A 25,909-nucleotide genomic window follows, 5' to 3' on the forward strand; every position below is an offset into this window, starting at 1 on the left:
GATGGAAACCGTGCATTTGGCTGTAAATGGTACATTAATGCGAGGATTGGAACTGAATCCTAACCTATTGGCTGTTGGTGCTACTTTTGTGCGAGAAGCTTTGACAGAAGCAACTTATCGGTTGTGGTCAATAGACGATCGCCATCCAGCTATGATACGAGTAAGTACAGGTGGAAATGCGATCGCACTAGAAATCTGGCTTGTTCCCACATCTGGAATTTGCACAATTTTATTGCAAGAACCACCTGGATTGTGCATCGGCAAAATTCGTCTAGCAGATGGCGAAGAAGTACTTGGTGTTTTAGGCGAATCAGTTCTTTGCGAAGGTAAGCCCGAAATCACCCATTGGGGAGGCTGGCGTGCCTATATTGCCGACTCAGCTAAGCATAAAATATAACCCATGCGCCAAATGTATTGCAAAGTACAAAACTCTATGCTAAGCAATGCTTAAATCAGTTCGTTATCCAGCCTCTGTCATCTGTCTTAAAGCAGAAATTAATATAAGTTTACCTTCACCCCTTTCAAAGGAGGGCTAGAAAGTGAGTACTAGACGCCCCTTGCATCTAAATCGCCGTCAAATAATACGTGGTATTTTAGCTACCACAGCTTTTGGAGTTAGTTCGCGTCTTTGGACTGGATGTACGCCCAATACACCACCAAGTGCAACAAACCCATCAACCCCAAGCAATTCAGCTTCAACAGGGGCAGTCAAGCCAATAACAATGGGATTCATCTATGTCGGTCCCAAAGACGATTATGGCTACAATCAAGCCCACGCACTAGGAAAAGAAGGTGTATCAAAATTACCTTGGGTGAAAACCGTAGAGCAAGCTAACGTTCCTGAAACCACAGAAGTACAGGAAGCAATGCGGAATATGATCGAGCAAGACGGTGCAACTGTTCTATTTCCCACATCTTTCGGTTACTTCGATCCGCATATTTTGAAACTTGCCAAAGATTATCCCGAAGTGCAATTTTTCCACTGCGGTGGACTTTACGAAGAGGGGAAACACCCGAAAAATGTTGGTAGTTACTATGGCTATATTGACGAAGCTCAATACATAGCAGGAATTGTTGCAGCCCATACTACTAAGTCAGGCAAACTAGGATTCGTCGCCGCCAAACCAATCCCTCAACTAATCCGCAATATCAACAGTTTTACTTTAGGCGCACGCAGCGTTAATCCCAAGATTACCACTCAAGTTATCTTCACGGGTGACTGGTCTTTACCTGTTAAAGAAGCCGAAGCTGCCAATAGCATGATCGACCAAGGAGTGGATGTGCTGACCTGTCACGTAGACAGCCCCAAAGTTGTGATGGAAACTGCGGAAAAACGAGGTGTTTTCTGTAGCGGCTACCATGCGAATCAAGCAACCCTGGCTCCTAAAGGTTATCTCACAGGTGCAGAGTGGGACTGGACAAATGTCTATTCCAGATATGCGGAAATGATTCGCGATGGCAAAACTTTAATGAACGGAGGAATCTCGCATTTGGTGCGCGGTGGTTTGAAGGATGGTTTTTGTAAAGTATCAAACTATGGGTCAGTTGTTAGCGAAGCAGCAAAGAAGGATGCTGATGCCGCCAAAGCTAAGTTTATGGATGGCAGCATGGTGATTTACAAAGGAGAAATTAAAGATAATACTGGCAAAACAGTAGTTGCGTCGGCTAAAGAGTACAAACAGGAAAACCCCGAACTGGAAAAAATGAATTGGCTGGTCGAAGGTGTGCTTGGTAGTACGGCGAGCTAAAAATAGTTTTTAGGTTTGAGTTTTGAATTAAGAACTGATAAAGTGTTCGAGCGCTATGAGCATGGTTTTTACACAAAAGTGGCGGACAACGCTGGAAAAAATTTGCATTCCAATAGCAGCACTCGCGGTTTCATTGGTAATATTTGGCGTGTTTTGTGCGGCGGCGGGTGCTAATCCCTTTGCTGTATATGGCTCGATTTATAAGGCAGCTTTTGGCAGTTGGTTTTCATTCCAGAACACGCTGATTCGCGCTGCACCTTTGATGCTGGCTTCTCTTTGTACGGCTTTACCTGCGCGTTTGGGTTTGGTGATTATCGGCAATGAAGGTGCTATTGTAATCGGTGGTTTGAGCGCTGTGGCTGCTGGGCTGGCAGTGCAGGGTGCTGGGCCTTTTATCGTGCAGTTGGCTATGGCTGTAGCAGGCATTGTAGCTGGTGGTTTGTGGATTGCCGCAGTCGGGGCGTTACGCCATTACCGAGGCGTTAACGAGACAATCAGCAGCTTGTTATTGAATTATATTGCGATCGCACTCCTCAATCACATGGTTGGAGGGCCAATGCGCGACCCCACCAGTCTCAATAAGCCCTCCAGCTACCCAATTCCCGACGCCGATATGTTGGGAAATATCCCCGGAACTCGCGTTCACTTTGGCTTAATTTACGGAATCATTGCTTGCCTAATTGCTTACTTCCTGATTCAACGTACCACTTTCGGATTTGCAACTAGAACCGTTGGTGGAAATATCCGCGCCGCTAAAATCGCCGGATTGCCAGTCGGAAAGCTAACTTTAATAATTTGTTTCCTCGCTGGTTCCTCTGCGGGTTTGGCAGGCATGGTGGAAGTAGCGGCAGTACACGGTCGAGCTAATGAGTCGCTGAATGCTAGTTATGGCTACAGCAGTATTTTGGTAGCGTTTATTGCGCGACAAAATCCCCTGGCCGCAGTATTTGTTTCAATTATATTGGGGGGAATTCTTGCTAGTGGTGGCATCCTGCAAAGGGCTCATCAATTGCCCGATGCAACTGTTTTAGTGTTCCAAGGAATAGTGTTCTTGGTGATTCTTTTTAGCGAGTCTCTGTACGGACGTTTGGCAATCTTTAAAGAAAAAGTGCGAAATCAAGCGTTATCAGAAAACCTCAAGATCCAAACGTAAATAGTTAGTAATTAGTAGATTTTCTAATCTGCTAGCTACTACCAATTACCAATTACCAATCATATCGTGTCCGGTAGCATCGATAGTACATGAGTGAAATACGGAAATTGTCTGTTGTCATCGTTGGTTAAAATTTAACCGCAGATGAATACAGATGAACGCAGATGAACGCAGATATGCGATCGCGAATTTTTTAGGCAACCGATGCTACCAATCACCAATCACCAATCACCAATCACCAATCACCAATTACCATGTCAGCAGAATCTATAGGCTGGTGGGGAGTGCCGCTGGCGATCGCAGCAGGAACAATCCGAGGTAGTGCCCCCTTTCTATTCGTTAGTTTGGGCGAGTGCCTCACAGAAAAAAGCGGCAAGATTAATCTCGGTTTGGAAGGCACTCTCTTGATGGGAGCTATGAGTGCCTATGCAATATCCTACCTTAGCAGTTCAAACGGAATTCCGACCTGGCTTGCACCGTGGCTTGGTGTTTTTACTGCTGGCGTTGCGGGAATGCTACTGGGTACAATCCACGGATGGCTGTCACAACAACCGAAAGTCAACGATGTTGCGGTTGGAATCGCCATGATCATCTTTGGCAGCGGGATCGCCTTTTTCTTTGGCAAAGCGTTTATTCAACCTGTAGCACCGCAATTACCTGCCTTTGAGCTAGGGAATTGGAGCGATATACCTTCAATTAAAGCCGCGCTGAAAATTAGTCCGCTTTTCCTTATTGGTGTGGCGATCGCACCCATTATGCAATGGTTTTTCAAATCAACTCGTTGGGGCTTATACATCCGCGCCGTTGGCGATAGCCCCGAAGCAGCCAAAGCAATGGGAATTTCCGTCTACAAAGTGCGAATGTTCAGCATCATAGCCGGAAGTTTTCTTGCAGGTATCGGCGGTGCTTATCTATCTCTTTATTATCCCGGTAGTTGGTCAGAGAGGATCTCCAGCGGACAAGGGTTGATGGCAGTTGCACTCGTAATTTTCGCCCGCTGGAATCCCGTCCAATGCCTTTATGCGGCTTTGCTGTTTGGAGGGGCGCAGGCGATCGGCCCAGCGTTACAATCGGTCGGCGTCAATTCATATTACTATCTGTTCAACGCTTCCCCGTACATCTTCACATTGGCAATCATGATTATCACTTGTTCGCCAAAACGGACATTGAGCGGGTCACCAGGGGCCTTGGGAACCGAAAATTAGTCTAGAACCTCACCCCCCCAACCCCCCTCTCCTCTGGAGGAGAGGGGGGGGAAATACTCCCCTCTTCTCCTCTGGAGGAGAGGGGGGGGAAATACTCCCCTCTTCTCCTCTGGAGGAGAAGAGGAGGGAGTATTTCTCCTCTCCCCCCTCCCCGTAGACGGGGAGGGGTTGGGGGTGGGGTTCGATCTTCTGTTACCAAGGGTGGATCTGTTGTCTGATAATCGAGAAAGATGTAATTAACTAGAGGCACAGAAATCCCAATGGCTCAAGAAGATGGAAATATTGCAACTTTGGCAGTAGATATTGGCGGTAGTGGCGTCAAAGTCATGGTTTTGAACGAAGATGGCACTCCCCGAACTGAACGCAGTAGAGTAGAGACACCACAACCGCCTAAACCGGAACCTATAATTGCAGCTATAGCAACACTCGCGGCGGGACAAGGCAAATTCGATCGCGTATCGGTAGGTTTCCCCGGTGTCGTGCAAAACGGCATCATTAAAACTGCCGTCAACCTAGACCCAGATTGGATTAATTTTGATTTAGCAACATCCCTCTCTCAGAAATTGGAGAAACCTGTCCGTGTAGCCAACGATGCCGACATCCAGGGGTTTGGTGCCATTTCTGGTCATGGAGTTGAACTGGTAGTTACAGTGGGTACAGGCTTTGGCTCAGCGTTATTTGTAAACGGCCAATTAGTCCCCAATCTAGAACTCGGTCACCATGAGTTTCGCAAAGGACAAACCTATGAAGAACAACTGGGGCGTGCAGCATTAGATGACGGTGGCAAGAAAAAATGGAACGAGCGTCTCGAAAAAGCGATCGCGTCCCTCGAACATTTATTCAACTACGATCGCCTTTACATCGGCGGCGGTAACACAGACAGAATCGTCATAAATTTGCCTCCAAATGTCAAAATCGTGCCGAACGTGACTGGTTTATTAGGCGGCATTGCTTTATGGCGCAATTAGCAAGCTAAACCTCACTTTTAAATAGGCAGGGCAGCAGGTGAGAAAAACTTTTATTTTTGTTGTGCGCGATCGCGTAGTTGGTCTGTTACTTTCTGGGTATGTTGTTGCGATGCCGCGCTCTTATTACAACTGCGATAAGAGCGCGGCATCGCAACAACGTACCTAATACCAGCCTCAACTATATAACTAGCAACTTTGCGTTACTTAATGTTTTTCAACAAAATGCGCCCAAAAACCACATTTGTAACATATATAATTCTAGCAATTCTGACCTTTATGACCATCGGCTGTGGCTCCTGGGGTAGGCAGACTGCTCCTACTGTTGACTCTGAGATGCCAAGCACCTTTAAAGTCGCGATGACCCTACCAGATGCGATCGACGATGGAAGCTGGAGCCAGTCAGGTTACCAAGGCTTGAAGTCGATCGAAAAGCAACTAGGAGCCAAAATAGCTTACACCGAAAAAACCGACGCTCTATCCGATACTCAAGTAACAAATGTATTCAGACAGTATGCCAAAGAAGGTTTCGATTTAATTATCGGTCATGGAGGCCGATTTGTTTCATCTGCTGAAATTGCTGCCAAAGAATTTCCGCGCACTAAATTTGCAGTTCTTGGGACTTTTCCTGGTAACAATAGAAACTTAGCCGCCCTATCTTTTCGGAGCGGAGAATTAGGTTATTTGACAGGGGTAGTTGCAGCCCTTAAGACCAAAACAAATAAAGTATCATTTATTGGAGGTATGGATTATCCACATATAAAAGAGGGGGCTATTTTGTTTGAAAGAGGAGCTAAAGCGACAAAGCCCGATATAACGGTGATAACTGAATGGGTGGGAAATTGGACGGATAAAGAAAAGTGCAAAATAATTGCTGAAAAACACATTAAATCTGGCGTTGATGTTATTTCAACTAATGCAGATCCAGGTTGTCTACCTTTACATCAATTAGCGAAAAAACATGGTATTTACACAATTGGATGGATTCAAGACCTATATCAACTTGCTCCAGGTACTGTCTTAACCAGTGCCATCCAGGATTCACCAGGGTTATTGCTACAGGCAGCAACTCTAGTTCGAGAAGGTCGATGGGAGGGCAAGCAATACAAATTTGGATTCCGAGAAAAAGTACAGAAATTAGCTCCTTTTCGGGGTTCACTGACTGCCGAACAAGAAGCAGTGGTGAACAAAGTCAAGGAGGATATTTTAATTGGCAAAATAGATGTTTCACCATAAATTAACCTTGTTTTTATGAAGCAAGTCAGTAGCTCGAATGCTTTCTTCAGGAGGCTCAATTGGATCGGGATAATAGAAAGGCTAGTGCAGATCAATTCAAACCAAGTATCAATTTAACTTGGCGCTGGACTTTTTCGATTGCCAACCAACTGCGTTTTGGGCTGGTCTTCTTGGTGGTATCGAGTTTGCTGACTACGGGAGGAATATTAATTTACTCCAGCTTCCAAACCCAATTAAAACAGTCAGACCTGCTACAAAAAGCGCGATCGCAAGTTGCCGCCGAACAGATCGACGCCTACATGGATGACTTGATCAGAAAATTGGGTTACCTAGCTAGAGTGCGCGGTTTGACCGACCTCCCCCTAGAAACCAAGCAAACCCTGCTAGATGGTTTAACCCGCCACAACGACGCTTATGAAATGGTGGCAATTGTTAATAGTCAGGGCGAACCCGTTGCAGTCGTTTCACCCTACGGTCGTGTCGGGCTGGGTAATATAAAGTATTCTCCACTATTTGTCAGGGCATTCAAGCGGCAAGAAGATTATGTTAATCCCGTTACCATCGAGCCTGAAATTGGCCAGTTAGTTACAACAATTGCCGTCCCAATTCGCAATCAAAAAGATGAAGTGGATGGCATTTTAGTGGCTAGAGTTAATCTAAAATTTCTTGATTTCGTTGTTTCCCAGACTCAAGTAGGAAAAACGGGCTATACCTACGTAATTGACGATCGCAAGGTTGTCATTGCCAAAAAAAGAAGTGCCTCTGAGAACTTAAAACTAGAAGATATTTCACAGCTTCCCTTCATTGATAGCCTAACTGCTCAAAAAAAATCCCTGAGAGTCTACCAAGGTCTTAAGGGAGTCGAAGTGCTGGGTGCGATCGCACCTATCCGCAGCGTCAATTGGAGCGTCGTGGTAGAATTGCCCACAGCCGAAGCATACACTCCTGTCCGCAACATGATTCTAGCAATGGTAGGAGCGCTCTCACTGGCAACATTCACCGCCGTAGTACTGGGATTCTTCTTCTCTCGGCGGATTGTTTCACCGTTACAGACTCTTACCGCTGCTGCTGCCCAAATTAGCGATGGAAATCTCGACGCTAGAGTAGACATTCGATCGCGCAACGAACTGGGGATTTTAGCTCGCTCATTCAACCAAATGGCACAGCAGTTACAGGAGTCATTTAAAGCCCTAGCAAACACAAACGAAGAACTAGAACTTCGAGTCCAGCAACGGACAGCCGCTCTTAGCGAAGCCCTGCAAGCCGCTGATGTCGCCAACAGAGCAAAAAGCGAATTTCTTGCTAACATGAGCCACGAATTAAGAACCCCCCTCAACGGCATTTTAGGTTACGCCCAAATCCTTGAACGTTCAAAAACCATGACTGCCAAAGAACTGCACGGCATCGATATTATTTATCAGTGCGGCTCGCACTTACTCACCTTAATCAACGACATTTTAGATATATCTAAAATCGAAGCTAACAAAATGGAACTTGCTCCAGAAGATTTCCATTTTCCTTCCTTCTTAGAGGCAGTTGTTGAAGTTTGCCGCATCCGTGCAGAACAAAAAAGCATTTCTTTTGTTTACCAACCAACTTCCGAACTGCCCATTGGTATTCATGCCGATCAAAAACGGTTGCGACAAGTGCTGATTAACTTACTGGGAAATGCCATCAAATTTACCAACACTGGGGGAGTAACCTTCAATGTTGGGATAATCGGTCATCGGTCAGAATTTCATCAATTACCAACTATCAAAATTCGTTTCCAGGTTGAAGACACTGGCGTAGGCATGAGTATCGACCAATTAGAAAAGATATTTTTGCCCTTCGAGCAGGTAGGGAACAGCAAGCTTCAAGCAGAAGGAACCGGACTCGGATTGGCAATTAGCAAGCAAATTATCCAAATGATGGATAGTACCATCCAAGTTAAAAGCCAACTCGGTATTGGCAGTATTTTTTGGATAGATTTGGATTTACCAGAAGCAAAAGAATGGGCAGATTCAGCCACCATTGTTGAGTCAGGCAAAATTATTGGCGTAGAAGGTAAAACGCCGAAAATCCTGGTGGTAGATGATAAATGGGAAAATCGCTCCGTTATTGTCAATCTACTAGAGCAAATCGGTTTTGAAATGGTAGAAGCAACAAACGGTCAAGAAGGTTTAGATAAAGCAGCAGAGTTTAAACCAGACCTAATTATCACCGACTTGGTGATGCCAGTGCTGGACGGCTTCGAGATGACGCGGCGCATTCGGCAGTCCCCGGAATTGAAAGATGTGGTTATTATTGTTTCCTCCGCTAGCGTGTTTAAAAGCGACCAGTCCAAGAGTTTAGAAGCTGGTGGCAACGATTTCATCCCCAAGCCAGTGCAAGTAGATGAACTACTCCACAAGTTACAAAAATATTTGGAACTGGAGTGGATTTACGAGGAAATGCGGACGCCAAAACCAGCCGAAGAAAGCCAAGATAGAAAGGTTACACTTCCTAAGTCTCAAATTCAAAATGGTAAATGGGTTACTCCACCTCCAGAGGAAATTGAGCTTTTGTTCGATCTAGCTATGAGAGGAAATCTCAAGGGTATTGTTAGGCAAACTACCAAGTTAGAGCAGATGGACGAAAAATGTGTCCCGTTTGCGACACATTTGCGTCAACTTGCCAACAATTTTCAGGAAAAAGAGATTCTGGAGTTCATTAGTCAATATAGGTTTGAACAAAATGAGCATTGAATCTACCCCAAAAGCTGTCCTGTTAATTGTCGATGACACCCCAGCTAATTTAGGGGTACTCTCCGATTTTCTGGATGAGGCTGGATTTGAAGTATTAGTGGCAAGAGATGGGGAAAGTGCTATCCAAAAGGTGCAATATGCCAAACCCGATATTATCTTATTAGATGTGATGATGCCTGGAATTGACGGATTTGAAACCTGCCATCGGCTAAAGGCAGACCCGTCAACTGAAGATATCCCTATAATTTTTATGACAGCCCTTTCCGACACAGTGGATAAAGTCAAAGGTTTGAATTTGGGGGCAGTAGATTATATCACCAAGCCGTTTCAGCAAGAGGAGGTTTTAGCCCGCGTCAAAGCTCAGTTAAAACTGCACAATTTAACTAAAATAATTGAACAACAAAATCTACTTCTAAAACGCGAAGTTGAAGACCGTGTTGCCGCTGAAATTGCGTTAAAAAAGCTGACACAGGAATTAGAAAAACAGGTAGAGGAACGGACGGCTGAACTTAGACAAGCCCTAGAAAATTTACAACAAACTCAAGTTTATCTGGTGCAGAAAGAAAAAATGTCTAGTCTCGGTCAATTGGTTGCCGGTGTCGCCCACGAAATTAATAATCCTGTCAGCTTTATTGCTGGCAATATTAGCCACGCTGAAACATACATTCAAGACCTGATCGATTACTTAAAACTTTATCAAGAAAAATTTCCCAATCCAGGGGCAGAAATTGAGGCTCGTGCAGAAGAGATCGAGTTAGATTATTTGATAGAAGATCTGCTTAAGCTAATTTCATCAATGAAAACGGGAACGGAGCGCATCAACCAGATTAGTGTTTCTTTAAGAACATTTTCGCGAGCCGATATTTCATCTAAAGTGGCAGTTAATATTCACGAAGGCATCGATAGTACTCTTTTAATTTTAAAGCACAGACTGAAAGCTCATGATAAATGCCCCAGTATTGAAATTATTAAAGAATATGGAGAATTGCCTTTAGTTGAGTGCTACGCCGGACAGCTTAATCAGGTATTTATGAATATCATTGCCAACGGCATTGATGCTTTTGAAGAGTACAATCAAGGTAATTCTTATGAAGATAAGAAAAATCGCTCTAATACTATTACTATTCGCACGGAAGTTTCAAAGAGCAAAGATAGAGTTATGATTGCGATCGAGGACAATGGGATAGGGATGTCGGCAGAAGTAAAAGAGCGCATATTTGAACCATTGTTTACAACTAAAGCTGTGGGAAAAGGTACTGGTTTGGGGTTGTCTATCAGTCATCAGATTGTGGTGGAAAAACACGGCGGCGAGATGACTTGTATTTCTGCGCCTGGAAAAGGGACAGAATTTGTAATTACCTTGCCAATAAAAAAATAAAAAAAACTTATTTTTGATACTATCTTAAGTGGCATAATTTGATAAATACCATTGAACTTTAAAGGTTGGTGAATATGGAATGTTTTGTAGAGGCCGATCCGTATCCGTATCCCTTTAATGGGGATTTGCGTCCAGAAAATACGGTTGTGCTGATAATCGATATGCAGACCGATTTCTGTGGGGTTGGGGGTTATGTTGACAAGATGGGTTATGATTTATCCCTGACTCGCGCCCCGATCGGCCCAATTAAGCGAGTTTTGGAGGTAGTTCGCGCCCAAGGTTTTCATGTGATTCATACTCGCGAGGGACATCGATCGGACCTGTCCGATTTGCCGAAAAATAAGCAGTGGCGCAGCCGTCAGATCGGTGCTGGAATTGGCGATACTGGCCCTTGCGGAAGAATTTTAGTACGCGGGGAACGTGGATGGGAAATTATTCCAGAACTTGCGCCTAATCCAGGAGAAACGATAATTGATAAACCGGGTAAAGGTTCATTTTATGCAACGGATCTGGATTTGATACTCAAATGTAAAGGTATTCAAAATATTGTCTTGGGCGGAATTACGACTGATGTCTGCGTGCATACGACCATGAGGGAAGCGAACGATCGCGGTTACGAATGCTTACTGCTATCTGACTGCACGGCTGCAACTGACTATGACAACTATCTGGCGGCACTGAAAATGATTAAGATGCAAGGTGGTGTATTTGGGGCAGTAGCGCATTCTGAGGCGTTTATCAGAGCGATCGAAAAATAGGACAAGGGGGACAAGGAAGAGAATCGATGTAAACTACCGACACTGTACCGTTAGGTCAGTGTGGGCTTTCAGTAGCCCAAACCTGGTTTGTTACTTATATAAAATTGTGATAACGATCGCACATATTTCTACAACTGGTCACTGCGGGAAGGTGAGTTAGGGCAGATAGTGGCTTTAATCGTCATCTACAACGATATGGAACTCTAGCTCGCCTGGATTCAGCCTAACTCTTACAGATTGTACCAGTCAAATTGCGATCGCGACTAATCTAGAAGCCGAGGAAACCGTCTAGTTTATATACCCCCCGGCAAGGCGATCCGACAATCACCCTATTGGGTGAATCAACTGAATGAAGCGCGATCGGCGATTACAACCGTAACTTTAAGTTAGAACGCTGAATCCAGGGGAGATGGGACTGTCTCATCAACAGTCGCCAACTACCTTTTGTATTCATCAGGGGATTTGCAACATGACCGTACAATTTACAGACTTAGAAGCCTTAGCCCAACTAGGTTTTGACTTAACACCGATCGAGGTGCTGGCTAAACAGGCATTGGAATATCACGATGCCCCCCCAGAAGAAATTTTGGAGCTGCTTGAAGAAGTCGCACAAACCTATGTAGTTTTAGCGCCGACACTTTCGCCAAAGCTGCGGTATAGTGCCCGAAAAGAAATCGAGTTTTTTGCATTTCTATATCAAGATAGCCTCATAAAATCAACTTCTCTCCATCAGGTACAGAACTCCCAGGAAAGCGTTCGATCTCTATCGCACAGTGTATGTGCAATAGTTAATGAGTTGTTAAATTCAAAAAAGTGTCAAGCCCTGCAAATTTTTGAAATTGTGAGAGCGACGTGATTCCTGATGCTTGACTATCTACAAGCTATACGAGACTGTTGCCGGGACGAAGCTGCCTTTGAACGGGCACGGCATAATTAACCTTTGTGTAGGGGCACGGCATAGTTAACCTTATTTTCTACGGCAAAATATCTCAGACGCCGTGCCCCTACTATGATGAGAAAGACGGTTGCGATCGAATTTAGGTAGTTCTCAAAGCTTATTTCCCATCCTCCTACACGGCGATCGGATAAAATAGAAATGTTGACAGCCTATCTTGCATGAGCGAAACCGTTTACATCGAAACCAGTCTGGTTGGCTACCTGACAGCTAGACCCAGCAACAACCCAATTATCGCAGCAAACAAGGAGATTACGCGCCAATGGTGGGAAAGTCGCCGCAGTCAATTCAGCCTCTACATCTCGCAAGTTGTTTTGGATGAGGCAGCACAGGGGGACTTAGAAATGGCAATCAGGAGGCTTGAGATACTGCAAAATCTGCCTGTACTTGAACTGAATGAAGCTGTACAAGATTTAGGATCTCAATTCCTCACAAGAAGCAATCTTCCCTCGAAAGCTTCTGATGATGCAATCCATATTGCTGCGGCTACAGTCCACAGACTAGATTATCTGCTAACCTGGAATTGTAAACATATAGCTAATGCTCAAATTCAGAGAAAGCTTTCTGAAATCTGCCTTGATTTTGGATATCAGCTACCGATTATTTGTACGCCTTACGAACTGATGGGAGAATAGAGTATGTGGCAAGATGAGATTTTGGAAGAACTGCACCGAATTCGTGAAGAACACGCTAAGTCTTTTAACTATGACTTTAAAGCCATATTTGCTGATTGGCAAAAGAGACAGGCTGCAAGCGGAAAAGAGTTAGTGTCATTGCAACCTAAACAACCGTCTAACAATGCGGTGCAGCGGACGGAATAGAGATGTTAGTGGGTTTGCAGTAAAAACGCCTGACGACTAAAGTCGCGGCTTGCGCGTACAAAGGCTGCCTTCGCAGCCTAAAGCTAAGGTAGACCTAGCACTTCTGCAATTTGTTCGTCGCTTAAGCCAAATTGCCGTAATTTATCAATTTTTTCCTGGTTAATTTGATTATTATTGTTATGCTGAAAGTCAGGAGTTGCTGGCTGACTTGTATCTGGGGTAGGATTGGGCCGATCGGAACCAATATTTAGGCATCCAACTATAGTGTTATCTATATTACTATTAATGCTTCTATCACCCAAAGAAATATTTAGATTACCTTGCCGTTCTAAGACAGATTTAAGATTATTTTTATCAATAGCTTCTCCAAAAATTTCTGAGAACATTTGCAAAAGTTCGTAACCTACATCCTTCGCATGACCATGACTACAACCATAAGCTTCTGCAATATCAGCATACTTTTGTTTCTTTAATATTCCCATAATAACTTCGCGCTGTAAGTTATTTAGACGTTTTCCCGTCTTAGCGTACATAACTTCATTTACAAATTGCAAGACCTCGCGACTGTCCATCAGTGGGAATGTGAGATAACTGTGGTTATTATACCCGACTTCTTCCGTCTTTATCCGTCTTTTTCCGCCTTTATCCCAATTTTAGAAATATTTTAGAAAGATCCGTCTTTTTCCGCTTTTCAGTTTGGGTGCGATCGGTCTATTATACCAAAAGAGTCGTACTTTTCAACCCCTCTAGATATTACACAGGTATGGATATGGATGAGGAAAAAATTAAAAAATCTGAAAATTCGCAAACAGGTTTAGATAAAACACTTCAAGTGTTAGGCGTGGTATCTGGCATTGTTGTAACCATCATCAAGTGGTGCTTTATTGCGACAATGTTTACACTCGGAACGATTTTCTGGCTTCTCGACCTTTGGTTAGGTGATGGTCGTAACCCTATTTCCGCACCTTGGGATAAACCACGGCGAAGACACCATTTCGACCAAAATCAGTTCCGACGAGAATTACAGAAGTCTACAGTTGAAGATATTCTAAAGGAGTTTGGTGACCAGTTTGACAAAATCGAAAAGCGCGATCAACTAGAAGATAAGGAGAAAAAAGTTGTCCGAAAGCTCAGAGGTCTAGATCGCTCAAAATTGCGTTCTCAAATGAGAGATGCCTTGAGCGACGACGAAATTGAAATTCTCTTCTTGATTCTTCTGAAACTACTTAGTGGTGAGTTAAGATAATATCATGGGAATGGCACAGTGGACAAAGCAACCTATTCAAGCAGGCTCCCTATTTCACACGGTGTATAATATTAAACCGGGTGACTATTTGATGATGTATGATTCATATGCAAGTGAGTTTCTTATTAAAGAACCCAGTCAAGGAAAAATTGTATTCAGAAAGCGTCTAGACTCACCATTAGATCTTGCTATGCTGGTTTCTACTCATTTGAATATCTCTGAGATAATAGCTCCAGAAATAGCAGCAAAGCTGAAGCGAGGGGGGAAATCTCTAGGGGGTGGAAAGCTTGTAGATCACCATATTATTCCAGTACATCTTTGGAAGGATTCCAAATTGGTACAACAGGCAATCGAGCTTACAGACATAGATATGAACGGTCGTGAAAACAGAATACTCTTATCAGAAGAGTTTCATCGAAAAAGTCACGACGAAAATTCAAAATATTCTCAAACTGTCCGTTATCATCTTCGAGATCAATGGAACGCTCTTATTGATGCTGGTTTGGAGAATGATCCTAGTGAAATTGAGGCAGTTATGATAGGACTCATAGAAGCTCTTAGAGAGGATTTACAGGACATAGAAACTACAGGAGGTTCTATCAATGATATTTGGTAGCTACGCAACAAATTTACTCATCATCGACTCACGATCGCTGATAGCAAAGCGAGGTTGGGTATTTCTGTACTAAGTTTAGCCTAGTTTTGCAGTGTTTGTATGCAACAGGCCGATCGCACCCTCTAAAAACATTACCTGGTGAGCGAACAAAATGCGATCGCTACTCAACAAACTCTCCTGCCTGTCGTAAAACTTGTTGATAAAGTGTAGCGCTGACCCAATATTGGGCTGTGTGGATCATAGCATCAAGTAAAGGTTGTACTTGAGGAATTATCTGTTTATTTTTTGCCAACAAGAGAATACCAAGACTACCAATTACTTGTAACCCAAAACTTTGAGCTACTTGACGTGCTTCACGCTCATCTAACAAAATTCGCTGCTCGCTAGTTGCGATCGCCAAAGCAATTGCTTCCCGTTCCCCTTGATCTAGCGTTGGGGAAATTTCGCTTGCTATGGTCGAGACTTGACGAACTTGAAGCCATCCTGAAGCAATTGCTTGCAGAACAACTTGCGAATCGGGGAAATTTGAACCCGTAGTTTCATCATATACAGCTTGGGGAATCACAATCTGTCCAAACATAGCCTGTAAGATATCAAGCCGATTGATGGCAGCAAAATTTATCAGAGGTGTAGTATTAGAAATGACTGTCACTACCAAGCACCTGTTTGAATTGTGCTAATATCTTCACCTAAGTCTGTTTCATTATAATGGCGATCGATCTTTTTTTGTCCCAAAAGTTGTTGAAATTCCCATACAGATAAATTAGCTAAGTGACGTGCTTGACCAAAGGTAAAAATATTTTGGGCGTATAGTTGCAAAGCAATTTCTTGCCGGATTGCTTGTTCGCCTTGACCCAGAGAAGCAGGCGATATTTCTATATTAATCGGTTCAACAAATTTACTCATCATCGACTCAGGCTCAAAAACTTATCGTTAGTTGTTAAGAAAAACAATGAACTAGCAGAAATAATTGGGTTTTCGGGTGGCCTGCTGTAGGCACTCTCCCATCTCTCAATTGTAGCTTAGAATGATATTTATCACGCCGATCTAACAAAATTCGTTACTCGCCAGTTTCGATCGCACCCTCTAAAAACATTACCTAGTGAGCGAACAAGATGCGATCGCTGTTATGATTGATGAGGTGAAGTTATCTATTCATAATAAAAAATTCATTTATAAAGGTTCCTTAACCTCACACTGCGTTAACTCTTTAGCTCTTTTCACAAACTTGTCGTCAAACGTATATAGCGCCGAACAATTTTGACTTTGTGCCAGATGCAAAGCATCGGCAAAATCTAACCCATTCTCATGCCATTGCAGAACTTCTGCCATTAAACTTGCATTAGAGATATGAACATTCGGTAAACCAAAAAGATTTTTAAATGCTGTACAAATCTCGACTGGCTTAAACTTGTAGGCAAAACGCAGTACCCACTCAGTTTCAAGAATTACGGTGTCTGGAATAAATATGTCTTCGTCCTGAAACAGTTTCAGACTTTTATTATATTGTTGTTCATCGTCTTGCGTCAGAAGTCGTACCACAATATTTGTATCAACTGCAATCATCCCACTGCTCCTCTACACCCTGACGAATAGCATCTTCTAATTCATCGATACTTTTAGGTTTTCCTTGATATTTCAGGCAGCCCGCCACATTCTCTAACTTAGTTTGTAAAAAAGGTTTTTTGGGTTTTAGAAGAATACCATCACCCATGTCAATTGCGATTAGTTCTTGCCCTGCTTCCCAGCGATGAGCATCTCGCAAAGCTTTGGGAATAATAACTTGACCCGTACTTGACAAGTGTGTTAATTCCATTTAAAAGACATCTCAACCAGTAATAAATTTGTAATAATTTTAGCATGAATAGCGTCGCACCCTCTAAAAACATTACCTGGTGAGCGAACAGGATGCGATCGCTAATGTTATACTGCGAGGTAGCAAGGGTAATATTATTGAGGAAAATCATGTTAAACGAAACAACAATCGAACAGCGTTTAGCAACTATCGAGCATACAGTTGCTGACCTTAAACGCCGAATTGACAGTACTCCTACTGCTAATAATTGGCTGGAAAAGGTGATCGGTTCAATTTCTGATGAGGCAGCTTTTTTGGAAGCTTTGGAGTACGGAAAGTCATTGCGCTACGCTGAGGAACCTATAGATGAAGCGTCGGAGTAGCCGTGAAATACTTGTTGGATACTGACCACATTAGCTTTCTACAACGGCGATCGGGAGCGGAGTATGCAGTATTAGCTACTCGCATCGCTTTCCACCAACCTACGGATTTTGCCTTTTCTATCGTCAGTTTTCACGAGCAAGTAATTGGCGCTCATACCTTTATTACTCGTTCCCAAACACCTGCTAATACAGTTCGTGGATATATCCTCCTGATGGAAATCATTCAAGGGTTTTCGGCAGCACCGATCTTGCCATTCGATCCTGGGGCGGCGACAGTCTTCGAGGAGTTACGATCGCAACGAGTTCGTATAGCAACGATGGATTTACGGATCGCAGCGATCGCACTTTCGCGGAACTTGGTGCTGTTGACTCGCAATATTAGTGACTTTAGCAGGGTTCGCGGCTTGATGACAGAGGATTGGACAGCATGAACTGCCAAGTGTAGAGATAATAGTATCTCTTTGATGGGAATACGGTAGTGGTAACTGAGTTACTCGGAATTTGCGATCGCACCCTCTAAAAATACTACCTCGTGAGCGAACAAAATGCGATCGCGCAAGCGTTGGGAGGGATATCGCGTTCGATGATTCTGGTCATAAAAACATATTATATTATTTACGCTGACAGACCTAGCGAATCGTGCCGCAACCTCTACTTGAGTTACGCTAGACTTACGTTAAAGCCTTTCACCAGTAGCGATCTATGAGTATTACCGTAACACTTAGTCCAGAAGCAGAAGCAAAGCTCTTTGAAGAAGCTGCCAGACAGGGAAAAGATGTTTCTATTGTTGCTGCTGAATTATTAGTGAAAATTTTGGAGTGGGAAGCACAAGACTATGCAGAAGCGATCGCAGGTATCCAACGTGGTTTAGACGACTTTGCAGTAGGTAAATCCCGCTCATTTGAGGCATTTGCAGAAGAACAGCGTCGTAAATATAACCTACCATAATCTATCAGCTAAACAATGAAGTATCATGTAAAGATTTCAAGTGTGGCTTGTGAAGGAATGATTTCAGAATTTGACGGAAATATCAAAATGGGATATGCTCTTCAAAGAGTCATTTGACCTACTTTCAGCCAACCAAAAACCTGCTCAACAGTCAAATCTAATGTAAAAAACTCTGGTATTGGCAGGCGATCTTGCCCCGTTAACTCAACAGGTTCTTGTCCAGGAATAAATGCTAAAATCAACCGCTCCTCTGGATCGATTAACCATCCAAGCTGAGTCCCATATTTCAAGCAGTGCAAGATATTACTAATAACCTTAGTTGCTTTCTGGTCGGGCGAGAGAATTTCTACTGTCCAGTCGGGATGAATTTCAAAGGCATTGGGAACTTCGCCATCTGCTTCAAAAGTGATTCTCTCCCAAGCAAACACTGTAGCATCAGGCACAATAGAACGCCCACCAAAAGTACAACGCAATTCGGGAAAAGCTAGGGCAATTTTTTCGGTTTCCGCAACCAGATTGACAGTGTTGCAAAACTTGAGTTGCAAGCGAGAGTGTTTGCCTTGGGGCATCGACTTTTGGTGAATGCGTCCGTTAATAAATTCACTGGCAGGTTGAGTGTCCGGCAGTTTTAGGAAAGCTTCCAGAGTGAGGGAGGTCGGAAGTGCTATTGTCATCGCTTCTGCCCTAATTTTATCGTTCCTATCCCCAAAATAGCTTGGATTTCCGATTTTTGCTGCCTGTTGTTAAGAATTGACAAGAGCCGGAACTTTTGGATTGAGCAAATCTGCGATCGCACCCAAAAGTTCATCTTCTTGATAAGGCTTAGTGAAATATCCCACAGCCCCCATTTCTAGGGAAATGAGGCGATGTTTTTCACCCCGGCGAGAAGTCAGCATTACCACAGGCACCTTAGCTAAATCAGGCTCTTGACGACGATGATTTAAAAATTCAAACCCATTCATCGAAGGCATTTCAATATCGCAAATTACTAATTCGATCGCGCGATTTTGGCGCATTTGCTGTAATGCCTCAGCACCATTTTGCGCTTGTAACACTTGGTAGCCCGCTCTTTGCAGCAGCAATGCCAGAGTTTGCCGCACGCTAATGGAATCATCCACCACCAAAATTTTAGGCGAAGAAGATGGCAGGTGAAGAGGGGGAGAGGGGGCCAGAGGTAGAGCGGGAGTATTTTCTTTTTCCCTGTTAGGAGTCTCCTGCTGTACAAGTTTGTCAAATAAGCGATCGACTAAGGCACTACCATCAATAACGAGAGTGAGGCGACCATCGGCTAAAGTGCTACCACCATAAACATAGCTCGGAGGTGCGATCGCTTTACCCAAAGGTCTGATCACCAGTTCTTGTTCGCCCAAGATTTGGTCAACTTCCAACCCCAAAAGTTCCTGATTCTGGCGTAGCAGCAGCAACGGACTATAACCAGAGACTTGGGAATGGGAAGTATAACCAAGCAAATCTGCCATATTATATACAGGCACCATAGATTGAGAGTTGCCCGTACTCCAGCGCAAAACTTTTTGACCTTCCAGTTGCTGAATTTGGGCAGATTTAGGGATGATTATCTGTTCCACAGCATCGGATAGCAGCGCATAAACAGCACCACCCGCCTCACAAACCATCAACTTTGCCACCGTTAAAGTGAGCGGGAACTGTAGAGAAAACGTAGTTCCTCGCTGCGGTTCGGAGTAAACCGTAACTGAGCCAGAAACCGCTTGCATTTGGGAACGAACAACATTCAAACCGATACCGCGACCGGAAAGTTCGCTAACTTGGGAGACGGTGGAAAATCCCGGCTCAAATAATAAATCCAATACCGCATTCTCAGATAAACTCTTAGCTTGTTCGGCAGACATCCAATTCAGTTCAACAGCACGCTGACGGATGCGCTCTAAATCTAGTCCCTGACCATCATCGCTTACTTCAATTATTGTTTGATTTCCCCGATGATAGGCGCGAATTTCAACGTTACCTGTTTCTGGTTTTCCGCACCTAGATCGAATTTCAGGAAGCTCTATGCCGTGATCGAAAGCATTACGCACTAAATGCAGGAGGGGATCGTACAGCTTGTCTGCCAGCGCCCTATCCACTAGCACATCTGTACCTTGTAGTGTAAGTTCTACTGATTTGCGATGAGCTGTCGCCAGTTGTTGCAAGAGTCGGGGAAAGCGGCTAAAAATTTCCCCAACAGGCAACATTTGTGCCTCTCTCATGTCATCTTGCACGTTCTTCAACAGGCGTCGCTGTTTTTCAATAATTTGACTGGATTGCCTTGCTAATATGTCAGTAGAATCTGTGGCTTCTTCCAGTTGAACGATTTCTTCTAGGGCAGACTGCAACAGTACGTGAAGTTCGCTGTAGGTATCCAATTCCAAGGAATCAAAACTAGAGCTAAATTCAGATTTAAAATTTGAGATTGCCGATGGGATTTTTCCTGGTTGAATTTGCAATTTAAAATTTGAAATCTGCCATTTTGCACTTTGACGTTCCTGAGAACTAAATATTTGATCGGACCAGTCGCGCAGTTCGCTCATTGTTTGCTCGTGGCGTCGCAAGCGCAAGCGCGATCGGACCACAGATTCTTGAATTTGTTCGGCAATGTTACCCAGCCGATTTTGGTTAATCAACAATTCACCCGCCCAGTGACTTAGGCGTTTTAGCAGTTCTAACTCAACTCTTACAGATGGGGCTACCGATTTTGGATTTTGGCTCGTTCCCTGGCTTCTACCTGGAATTGCGGATTTTTGATTGATGAATTGAGAATTGAGAATTGGGAATTGCGAATTTTCTCGATTTTCCCTGCTTTCGGGATCGTTCGCCACCTCGGTTAGCGTTGCATCTGTTGTCTGCTGTTCTAGTTGGTTAATTTCATAACTCCCTTCACCAAGATCGACTGCGAAGCTGCCAAAAACATCGTCCAGCGTTGGATCTAAAGATATCTCTGGAAAATCAACAGAGTTTTCTATATCAACAAGAGTTTCTGAATCATCTTGAAAGCTAGAGAATAGCAGATCTGATTCATAGAAAAGAGATTCTTCATTTTCCTTTTCTCCCCCACTCAAGAGATCCTCTGCCCCCCTACTCCCCTGCTCCTCTGCCCCTCTGCCCCCCTGCCCCTCTGCTCCTCTGCCCCCCTGCCCCTCTGCTCCTCTGCCCCCCTGCCCCTCTGCTCCTCTGCCCCCCTGCCCCTCTGCTCCCGAAGCCACTCCTGCTGACAGAATTGTCCCGGCTAGCTGTTGTAAAGTAAAGGAGGGTTCTCCACCACGGGTGCGATCGCCTGCTACCACAGCCGCCCACCCTTGCCAAAAATCTGTCAGCGCCACCTTAGCAATAGTAGCTGCCTGTTTTGGATGAAGATCTAGAGCCGCAACAGTTTTTTGTGCGATCGCACCAAACCCCGGTAAATTTAGAGATTCCGCCAAGCCTACAAAAATTTCCGCCTGTTCTCGTAAAGCTGGATCTACCTGCCACGGCTTGCAATTCTTTAAAACATCTGCTAACTCTTCCAGCCGTTGTTTCACACCAACTTCAAAAATAGATTTAGTGATATCAAATCCCAGTTCAAGTGAAGTTGGAATATGAGTTTCTCGACCAAAATAATCTCCTAATTTTTCTTGCAATTGGGCAAAAATATAAACCGTCCGATCCAAAACTTCACTGTCATTCACATAACCGCCTTGGATCTCCAGCATCAAAGGTAAGCGCAGACACTCGTACCCCTGAAGCAACAGCGTTTCCAACTCCGTATCAATCACCAAATCGGGGTTATAAAGAGCCTTAAATACATCCTCCAAATGGTGGGCTACGGTTTTAATTGTCTCTAAACCCATATTAGCCGCGGCACCTTTGAGGGTATGGGTTGTCCGCATCAGACTATGGACTTTAACAAGGCTGTAATCTGACTTTAAAGTTAGCAAATCTTGCTCCATCGCTTGCAACAGTTCTGGCGCTTCTGTAACAAAGTATTGATAACCTTGTTCGCGGATAGTAGTGTCAATGCTCATGATTTTTGGATTTCAAATTTAAAGAGATTTCAAATTTTAGATGGGAGATTTCAAATTTTAATTAAGAAAATCTGAAATCTGAAATTAATTAAATCTTGCACTTTCAGCCTTTGCCTATGATGTCCGGTCGCATCGTTAGTGTAAGATTGATATCGTCAAATTGTCTGTTTTTATCGTAGGTTAATTTTTACCGCAGATAAAGAAGGATGAACGCTGATGAACGCAGATATGAGAACAATTGAAAGAGATTTCAGATTTCAGATTTTCTTAATTTTAAATTTGAAATCTAAAATCTAAAATTTGAAATCTCTTTCACTCAATTGACTTTGAATCGTCCGACACTAGCCTGCAAATCTTCTGCCATTGTTAGTAACTCTTTGAAGGAAGCTGAAATATTCAGAGAATCCGCAGAAGTTTTGTTAGCGATCGCAGCCACGCTCGTCATCGTTTCAGTCACAGAGTGAGATTGCTGAGTTTGCAACTGAGTCGCCTGTGTAATCCCCTCTACCAACTTTTGAATTTGTGCCGTCGCAGTCACGATCTCATTCAAACTCTGGCGACTTTCATTTACCAGATGAGTACCTTGCACCACCTGTTGAATGCCGGTATCCATCGCTATTACGACTTCCCCCGTTTCCGATTGAATTTCCTGCACCAGCTGCTCGATTTCAGTTGTTGCTCCCGCCGACTGACGAGCCAGACTACGCACTTCATCCGCTACCACAGCAAACCCCTTACCGTATTCTCCCGCTCTCGTAGCTTCGATCGCAGCATTGAGCGCCAACAAGTTAGTTTGAGTAGCCAAATCCCGAATCAAATTCACCACTTTCGAGATTTTTTGCGATGATTCGCTCAGGCGCTTAATCTTCTTACCAGTTGTCGCCACCGTCTCCCGAATTGTGATGATTTCCTCCACCGTGCGGTTCATCGCTGCATCACCTTGGCGTACAGTTTGGTTAGCTTGCTTTACCGCCACTTCCACCTGATGAGCGTTTATTGCCACCGCTTGCGTGGAATCTACCATCGCCTTAACCTGTCCGAGAGCCTGGGTGAGTTCCTGGAACTGATGCTGGGATTCCTTAGAGAGTACCTCAATCGACAAACCGCTCACCTGAGAAGTCTGTTGCACCTTTCCAGCCGCAGCCTGCACCTGCACGAGGATTTTGCGTAAGCTTTGAATCATGTTATTGTAAGCATCCGCGATCGTCCCCACTTCATCGGTTGTGATCGGAAGTCGTCCAGTCAAGTCACCCTTCAAAGTCGGCTGAATAGCACCCAGCAACTGAATAGCTCGTTGTTGCAACAGCTCTTTTGCTTCCTTCTCCCGTTTTGCCGCCGTAGCCAATTCCTCAGATTGCTGCTTAACTTGTTCCACATATTTGGCTTGTCGCAAAGCCACACCCATTTGGATACCAACTTGAGCCAGCAAGTTCACCTCAGAATCTTCCCACTGACGAACATCTGAGTGTTGATAAGAAGCTAGCAAACCCCAAAGCGTATCGCCCACAAAAATCGGCACGATAATATAAGCTTTGATCTCATAATGCTCCAGCATTTCGACGTGACAGCGAGACAAACCAGCCTTGGTGACATCATCAGCTTTGGAGTGAATATCTTCGACGGCAAACTTTTGATTGTTGCGATATCGACCGCCTTGGGTTTCTTGCAAGTGGGTATCTTCCCAAACGGTGGTAAAATCGGGGCCGACCCATTTCCTCCAGCTACCGCCTACCGCCTCTGCCACAAATATCCCACTCCAGTCGGGTTGGAACTGATAAACTGCCACGCGATCGCAATTGAGCAACTGTCGCATTTCCTGGGTAGTCGTCTTGAAGATATTATTAACATCTAACGACAGCCGAATCTTGTCGATAACTTTAGTTAGCGTTTGCTCCCGTTGTGCTACCTCACCCAGTTTTTCAGATTTTTTCTGCAATTGTTTGATGCTTTCGCTTTGCAGCAAGGCTACTCCTAATTGAGTGCCAATCTGAGTCAGCAAATTCACCTCAGACTCTTCCCAATGACGAGAACCTGTGTTTTGATAAGCACCAACTAAGCCCCAAAGCTTTTCTCCTGCAAAAATCGGCACAAGTATGTAGGCTTTGGCCTCAAATTGCTCCAAAAGTTCTATGTAGCAATCTGGAAAACCTGCCTTGGAGACATCATCAACTACGAAATTGTGGCGTTCGTGGCGATGTCCTCCTCTAGTTTGCTGCAAATAAGTGTCGGCAACTCTGAATTTGGCTCCCTTTCGTTGTAGCGTACCGCCATAATCAACAATGTCGTCTACGTAGTGGTTATCATCTGAATGATTGTTTACTAGACTCGTCCAGCCGGTAGCAACGGACTCGGCCATGAATGTACCGCTCCAATCGGGATTGAAGTGATAAATTACTACTCGATCTGCACTTAACAACCGTCGGATTTGTTGAGTGGTTGTTTTGAAAATTGTGTCGATGTCCTGGGAATTCTGAATCTTATCGGCAATTGATTGTCCAACTTTACCGATAATCTGAATAAAGTTTTTCTCCCGTTCGGCTACAACAGTTAACTGTTCCGATTTATCTTTCAGTTGTTGCAGATAGTTCGCTTGACCCAAAGCAACCCCAAATTGAGCGGCAATTCGCTTGGCAAAATCAATTTCATGGGTTTGCCACTGACGCGGGCCATTGCACTGGTGGATGCAAAGCAATCCCCACAATTCTTCTCCGTTTATTAAGGGCACAATTAAGTTAGCTCGGATTTGAAATTGGGCGAGTAACTCAACGTGACATTCGGACATTCCCGAATTGTGGATATCAGCAACCGCTTGGATTCTACCCTGCCGATATAGAGGAGCAAACTGTTCTCCGAATAAGTGGTCGCGTACTTTTAATCCCAATGTTGAAGTGTAGCTAGATAGGACATCCTCGGAGATAAATTCTCCTTCGTCAAAGCCTTTTTCAGGAAAGAAGCGAAACACTGCCACGCGATCGGCATTAAGTAGCTGTCTGACTTCTCGGCTAGTTGATTTGAATAGGGTATCCAGATCCTGGGATTGTCGGATGCGACTGATAACTTTGTTCAAGGTTTGCTCTTGTTCCACCTGACGTTGCAACTGCACGCGGAATTCATGCGGCTGCATAATCATGGAGAGTTCTATGGCAATCTGATAAACTAAGTTGATTTCTGTTTCCAGCCAATGACGGGTTGTACTGCACTGTTGTACTACCAGCAAACCCCATACTTTTTCATCCATCAACAGGGGTATGCTTAAAGTTGCTTTTACTTGCAGATTCTCCCGCAACTGCATTTGAGAAAGGGTGATTTCGTTGGCAGAAATATCATCAATTGCTACAACTTGCCGAGATAAATAATCTGAGGCTCGATCGGCCCCAAAACAACTGCTGGCAAAACTTTGTCCCAAGGATGAAGTCAATTCTCGCTCGCTTGCTTCTGCTACGACGACCCCAAAGCTATCTCCGTTGAAGCGATAGATCAGTACGCGATCGGCTTGCAGGTTTTTCCGCAGTTCGATGACGGCGGTTCTTAGTTTGGTATCTACGTCTGGTGCTTGGCGAATTGTAGATGCGATCGCAAATAATTTGTCTCGCTCGCTCTTAAATTGTGCTTGAATGCTTGTATCCCAGGTGGCTTTAAATTTTTGCTCTACGTTGGCCACCAAACTTTCTATCCGCAGCACTTTATTTTGGAATTCCGGTGTTTTCCATACGACCGATTTTTCTAAGTCTGATTTTAAGCTGCCCAATGCTGTAGCGATTATGCGGATAGGGGAACTGCCATTTATCTGGGGCCGATCGCCTTTATTACCGTTAGTTTCTTGTTCGGTTTGATTACTTTGGTAGTACGCAGTCATGATTAAGCCTCAGTCAATCGATTTTGGATTTTGGATGAAAGGATTTTGGATGAAAGGATTTTATTAACCAGGACTTACGCAAAAACCTTGGTTTTGCCCCCCCG

At 44.1% G+C, this 25,909-nt stretch carries 25 protein-coding genes; 17 read left to right on the forward strand and 8 right to left on the reverse strand.

Going from position 1 to position 25,909, the window contains the following annotated elements; genetic code table 11:
• Nucleotide 1: 1 nt before the first annotated feature.
• The 12 genes from LAY41_RS14825 (at nt 2) to LAY41_RS14880 (ending at nt 12,945) form a co-directional block, all read left to right on the forward strand.
• Entirely contained in the window at nt 2-397 is a 396-nt protein-coding gene (locus LAY41_RS14825) for an allophanate hydrolase-related protein (protein WP_249099051.1), read from the forward strand.
• 142 nt (nt 398-539) lie between these two features.
• Nucleotides 540-1,748: a BMP family ABC transporter substrate-binding protein gene (locus tag LAY41_RS14830; protein ID WP_249099056.1), complete on the forward strand. Its 1,209-nt coding sequence runs from the start codon at nt 540-542 to the stop codon at nt 1,746-1,748.
• A 61-nt stretch (nt 1,749-1,809) separates the two neighbouring features.
• Nucleotides 1,810-2,901 (forward strand): ABC transporter permease, encoded by a 1,092-nt coding sequence (locus LAY41_RS14835; RefSeq protein WP_249099060.1) that lies wholly within the window; start codon nt 1,810-1,812, stop codon nt 2,899-2,901.
• A 254-nt stretch (nt 2,902-3,155) separates the two neighbouring features.
• Nucleotides 3,156-4,106 (forward strand): ABC transporter permease, encoded by a 951-nt coding sequence (locus LAY41_RS14840; protein WP_249099062.1) that lies wholly within the window; start codon nt 3,156-3,158, stop codon nt 4,104-4,106.
• Nucleotides 4,107-4,366: 260 nt separating this feature from the next.
• Nucleotides 4,367-5,074, forward strand: coding sequence for an ROK family protein (locus tag LAY41_RS14845; protein WP_249099064.1), 708 nt, complete (start codon nt 4,367-4,369; stop codon nt 5,072-5,074).
• 276 nt (nt 5,075-5,350) lie between these two features.
• Complete coding sequence (locus LAY41_RS14850) at nt 5,351-6,307, forward strand: BMP family protein (protein ID WP_249099066.1); 957 nt, start codon at nt 5,351-5,353, stop codon at nt 6,305-6,307.
• A 59-nt stretch (nt 6,308-6,366) separates the two neighbouring features.
• Complete coding sequence (locus LAY41_RS14855) at nt 6,367-9,033, forward strand: hybrid sensor histidine kinase/response regulator (protein WP_249099069.1); 2,667 nt, start codon at nt 6,367-6,369, stop codon at nt 9,031-9,033.
• Nucleotides 9,023-10,411: a hybrid sensor histidine kinase/response regulator gene (locus LAY41_RS14860; RefSeq protein ID WP_249099073.1), complete on the forward strand. Its 1,389-nt coding sequence runs from the start codon at nt 9,023-9,025 to the stop codon at nt 10,409-10,411. Before LAY41_RS14855 ends, LAY41_RS14860 begins: the two co-directional genes overlap by 11 nt.
• 74 nt (nt 10,412-10,485) lie before the next feature.
• Entirely contained in the window at nt 10,486-11,169 is a 684-nt protein-coding gene (biuH, locus tag LAY41_RS14865; protein ID WP_249099075.1) for a biuret amidohydrolase, read from the forward strand.
• Nucleotides 11,170-11,638: 469 nt separating this feature from the next.
• Complete coding sequence (locus LAY41_RS14870) at nt 11,639-12,025, forward strand: hypothetical protein (RefSeq protein WP_249099078.1); 387 nt, start codon at nt 11,639-11,641, stop codon at nt 12,023-12,025.
• Nucleotides 12,026-12,285: 260 nt separating this feature from the next.
• Nucleotides 12,286-12,759 (forward strand): type II toxin-antitoxin system VapC family toxin, encoded by a 474-nt coding sequence (locus tag LAY41_RS14875; RefSeq protein WP_249099081.1) that lies wholly within the window; start codon nt 12,286-12,288, stop codon nt 12,757-12,759.
• Nucleotides 12,760-12,762: 3 nt separating this feature from the next.
• A complete protein-coding gene (locus LAY41_RS14880; RefSeq protein WP_249099084.1) occupies nt 12,763-12,945 on the forward strand; it encodes a hypothetical protein in 183 nt (60 codons plus the stop codon).
• Nucleotides 12,946-13,028: 83 nt separating this feature from the next.
• Here the strand turns inward: LAY41_RS14880 and LAY41_RS14885 are convergent, their stop codons facing one another.
• Nucleotides 13,029-13,517 (reverse strand): helix-turn-helix domain-containing protein, encoded by a 489-nt coding sequence (locus LAY41_RS14885; RefSeq protein WP_249099088.1) that lies wholly within the window; start codon nt 13,515-13,517, stop codon nt 13,029-13,031.
• 197 nt (nt 13,518-13,714) lie between these two features.
• Here LAY41_RS14885 and LAY41_RS14890 point away from each other — a divergent pair, with 197 nt between their 5' ends.
• Nucleotides 13,715-14,191 (forward strand): hypothetical protein, encoded by a 477-nt coding sequence (locus LAY41_RS14890; RefSeq protein ID WP_249099091.1) that lies wholly within the window; start codon nt 13,715-13,717, stop codon nt 14,189-14,191.
• A gap of 4 nt (nt 14,192-14,195) precedes the next feature.
• Nucleotides 14,196-14,807, forward strand: a complete 612-nt coding sequence (locus LAY41_RS14895; protein ID WP_249099095.1) for an AHH domain-containing protein — start codon at nt 14,196-14,198, stop codon at nt 14,805-14,807.
• 160 nt (nt 14,808-14,967) lie between these two features.
• Here the strand turns inward: LAY41_RS14895 and LAY41_RS14900 are convergent, their stop codons facing one another.
• From LAY41_RS14900 to LAY41_RS14915, 4 genes are all read right to left on the reverse strand, one after another.
• Nucleotides 14,968-15,459, reverse strand: coding sequence for a PIN domain-containing protein (locus LAY41_RS14900; protein ID WP_249099098.1), 492 nt, complete (start codon nt 15,457-15,459; stop codon nt 14,968-14,970).
• Entirely contained in the window at nt 15,459-15,716 is a 258-nt protein-coding gene (locus LAY41_RS14905) for a UPF0175 family protein (protein WP_249099103.1), read from the reverse strand. Before LAY41_RS14905 ends, LAY41_RS14900 begins: the two co-directional genes overlap by 1 nt.
• A gap of 264 nt (nt 15,717-15,980) precedes the next feature.
• Nucleotides 15,981-16,373 carry a type II toxin-antitoxin system VapC family toxin gene (locus LAY41_RS14910; RefSeq protein WP_249099105.1) on the reverse strand — a complete coding sequence of 131 codons (393 nt, stop codon included), beginning with the start codon at nt 16,371-16,373 and terminating at the stop codon, nt 15,981-15,983.
• On the reverse strand, nt 16,360-16,623 hold the full coding sequence (locus LAY41_RS14915) for an AbrB/MazE/SpoVT family DNA-binding domain-containing protein (RefSeq protein WP_249065354.1): 264 nt from the start codon (nt 16,621-16,623) through the stop codon (nt 16,360-16,362). The genes LAY41_RS14910 and LAY41_RS14915 overlap by 14 nt, the downstream gene beginning before the upstream one ends.
• Before the next feature lie 149 nt (nt 16,624-16,772).
• Between LAY41_RS14915 and LAY41_RS14920 the strand changes: the two genes are divergently transcribed.
• The 3 genes from LAY41_RS14920 to LAY41_RS14930 all read left to right on the forward strand — a co-directional run bounded on the left by LAY41_RS14920 (nt 16,773) and on the right by LAY41_RS14930 (nt 17,933).
• Nucleotides 16,773-16,985 (forward strand): transferase hexapeptide repeat containing protein, encoded by a 213-nt coding sequence (locus LAY41_RS14920; protein WP_249099108.1) that lies wholly within the window; start codon nt 16,773-16,775, stop codon nt 16,983-16,985.
• A 2-nt stretch (nt 16,986-16,987) separates the two neighbouring features.
• Nucleotides 16,988-17,416 (forward strand): type II toxin-antitoxin system VapC family toxin, encoded by a 429-nt coding sequence (locus LAY41_RS14925; protein ID WP_249099111.1) that lies wholly within the window; start codon nt 16,988-16,990, stop codon nt 17,414-17,416.
• A 271-nt stretch (nt 17,417-17,687) separates the two neighbouring features.
• Nucleotides 17,688-17,933: a hypothetical protein gene (locus LAY41_RS14930; protein ID WP_249099114.1), complete on the forward strand. Its 246-nt coding sequence runs from the start codon at nt 17,688-17,690 to the stop codon at nt 17,931-17,933.
• A gap of 101 nt (nt 17,934-18,034) precedes the next feature.
• Here LAY41_RS14930 and LAY41_RS14935 read toward each other — a convergent pair whose 3' ends face one another.
• The 3 genes from LAY41_RS14935 to LAY41_RS14945 all read right to left on the reverse strand — a co-directional run bounded on the left by LAY41_RS14935 (nt 18,035) and on the right by LAY41_RS14945 (nt 25,805).
• On the reverse strand, nt 18,035-18,607 hold the full coding sequence (locus tag LAY41_RS14935; protein WP_249099116.1) for a Uma2 family endonuclease: 573 nt from the start codon (nt 18,605-18,607) through the stop codon (nt 18,035-18,037).
• A gap of 69 nt (nt 18,608-18,676) precedes the next feature.
• A complete protein-coding gene (locus LAY41_RS14940) occupies nt 18,677-21,949 on the reverse strand; it encodes a hybrid sensor histidine kinase/response regulator (protein WP_249099119.1) in 3,273 nt (1,090 codons plus the stop codon).
• 316 nt (nt 21,950-22,265) lie between these two features.
• Nucleotides 22,266-25,805: a GAF domain-containing protein gene (locus tag LAY41_RS14945; protein WP_249099123.1), complete on the reverse strand. Its 3,540-nt coding sequence runs from the start codon at nt 25,803-25,805 to the stop codon at nt 22,266-22,268.
• Nucleotides 25,806-25,909 lie beyond the last annotated feature (104 nt).

Source organism: Argonema galeatum A003/A1 (assembly GCF_023333595.1).
Lineage (GTDB): Bacteria > Cyanobacteriota > Cyanobacteriia > Cyanobacteriales > Aerosakkonemataceae > Argonema > Argonema galeatum.

Bases quoted from the DNA above. Each gene is read 5' to 3' on its own strand.
- LAY41_RS14920 (WP_249099108.1), top strand. From the start codon at position 16,773: ATGTTAAACGAAACAACAATCGAACAGCGTTTAGCAACTATCGAGCAT.
- LAY41_RS14880 (WP_249099084.1), top strand. From the start codon at position 12,763: ATGTGGCAAGATGAGATTTTGGAAGAACTGCACCGAATTCGTGAAGAA.
- LAY41_RS14930 (WP_249099114.1), top strand. From the start codon at position 17,688: ATGAGTATTACCGTAACACTTAGTCCAGAAGCAGAAGCAAAGCTCTTT.
- LAY41_RS14885 (WP_249099088.1), bottom strand. From the start codon at position 13,517: ATGGACAGTCGCGAGGTCTTGCAATTTGTAAATGAAGTTATGTACGCT.
- LAY41_RS14835 (WP_249099060.1), top strand. From the start codon at position 1,810: ATGGTTTTTACACAAAAGTGGCGGACAACGCTGGAAAAAATTTGCATT.
- LAY41_RS14850 (WP_249099066.1), top strand. From the start codon at position 5,351: ATGACCATCGGCTGTGGCTCCTGGGGTAGGCAGACTGCTCCTACTGTT.
- LAY41_RS14940 (WP_249099119.1), bottom strand. From the start codon at position 21,949: ATGAGCATTGACACTACTATCCGCGAACAAGGTTATCAATACTTTGTT.
- LAY41_RS14915 (WP_249065354.1), bottom strand. From the start codon at position 16,623: ATGGAATTAACACACTTGTCAAGTACGGGTCAAGTTATTATTCCCAAA.
- LAY41_RS14870 (WP_249099078.1), top strand. From the start codon at position 11,639: ATGACCGTACAATTTACAGACTTAGAAGCCTTAGCCCAACTAGGTTTT.
- LAY41_RS14875 (WP_249099081.1), top strand. From the start codon at position 12,286: ATGAGCGAAACCGTTTACATCGAAACCAGTCTGGTTGGCTACCTGACA.
- biuH (WP_249099075.1), top strand. From the start codon at position 10,486: ATGGAATGTTTTGTAGAGGCCGATCCGTATCCGTATCCCTTTAATGGG.
- LAY41_RS14935 (WP_249099116.1), bottom strand. From the start codon at position 18,607: ATGACAATAGCACTTCCGACCTCCCTCACTCTGGAAGCTTTCCTAAAA.
- LAY41_RS14890 (WP_249099091.1), top strand. From the start codon at position 13,715: ATGGATGAGGAAAAAATTAAAAAATCTGAAAATTCGCAAACAGGTTTA.
- LAY41_RS14845 (WP_249099064.1), top strand. From the start codon at position 4,367: ATGGCTCAAGAAGATGGAAATATTGCAACTTTGGCAGTAGATATTGGC.
- LAY41_RS14840 (WP_249099062.1), top strand. From the start codon at position 3,156: ATGTCAGCAGAATCTATAGGCTGGTGGGGAGTGCCGCTGGCGATCGCA.
- LAY41_RS14905 (WP_249099103.1), bottom strand. From the start codon at position 15,716: ATGATGAGTAAATTTGTTGAACCGATTAATATAGAAATATCGCCTGCT.
- LAY41_RS14825 (WP_249099051.1), top strand. From the start codon at position 2: ATGGAAACCGTGCATTTGGCTGTAAATGGTACATTAATGCGAGGATTG.
- LAY41_RS14895 (WP_249099095.1), top strand. From the start codon at position 14,196: ATGGGAATGGCACAGTGGACAAAGCAACCTATTCAAGCAGGCTCCCTA.
- LAY41_RS14945 (WP_249099123.1), bottom strand. From the start codon at position 25,805: ATGACTGCGTACTACCAAAGTAATCAAACCGAACAAGAAACTAACGGT.
- LAY41_RS14910 (WP_249099105.1), bottom strand. From the start codon at position 16,373: ATGATTGCAGTTGATACAAATATTGTGGTACGACTTCTGACGCAAGAC.
- LAY41_RS14860 (WP_249099073.1), top strand. From the start codon at position 9,023: ATGAGCATTGAATCTACCCCAAAAGCTGTCCTGTTAATTGTCGATGAC.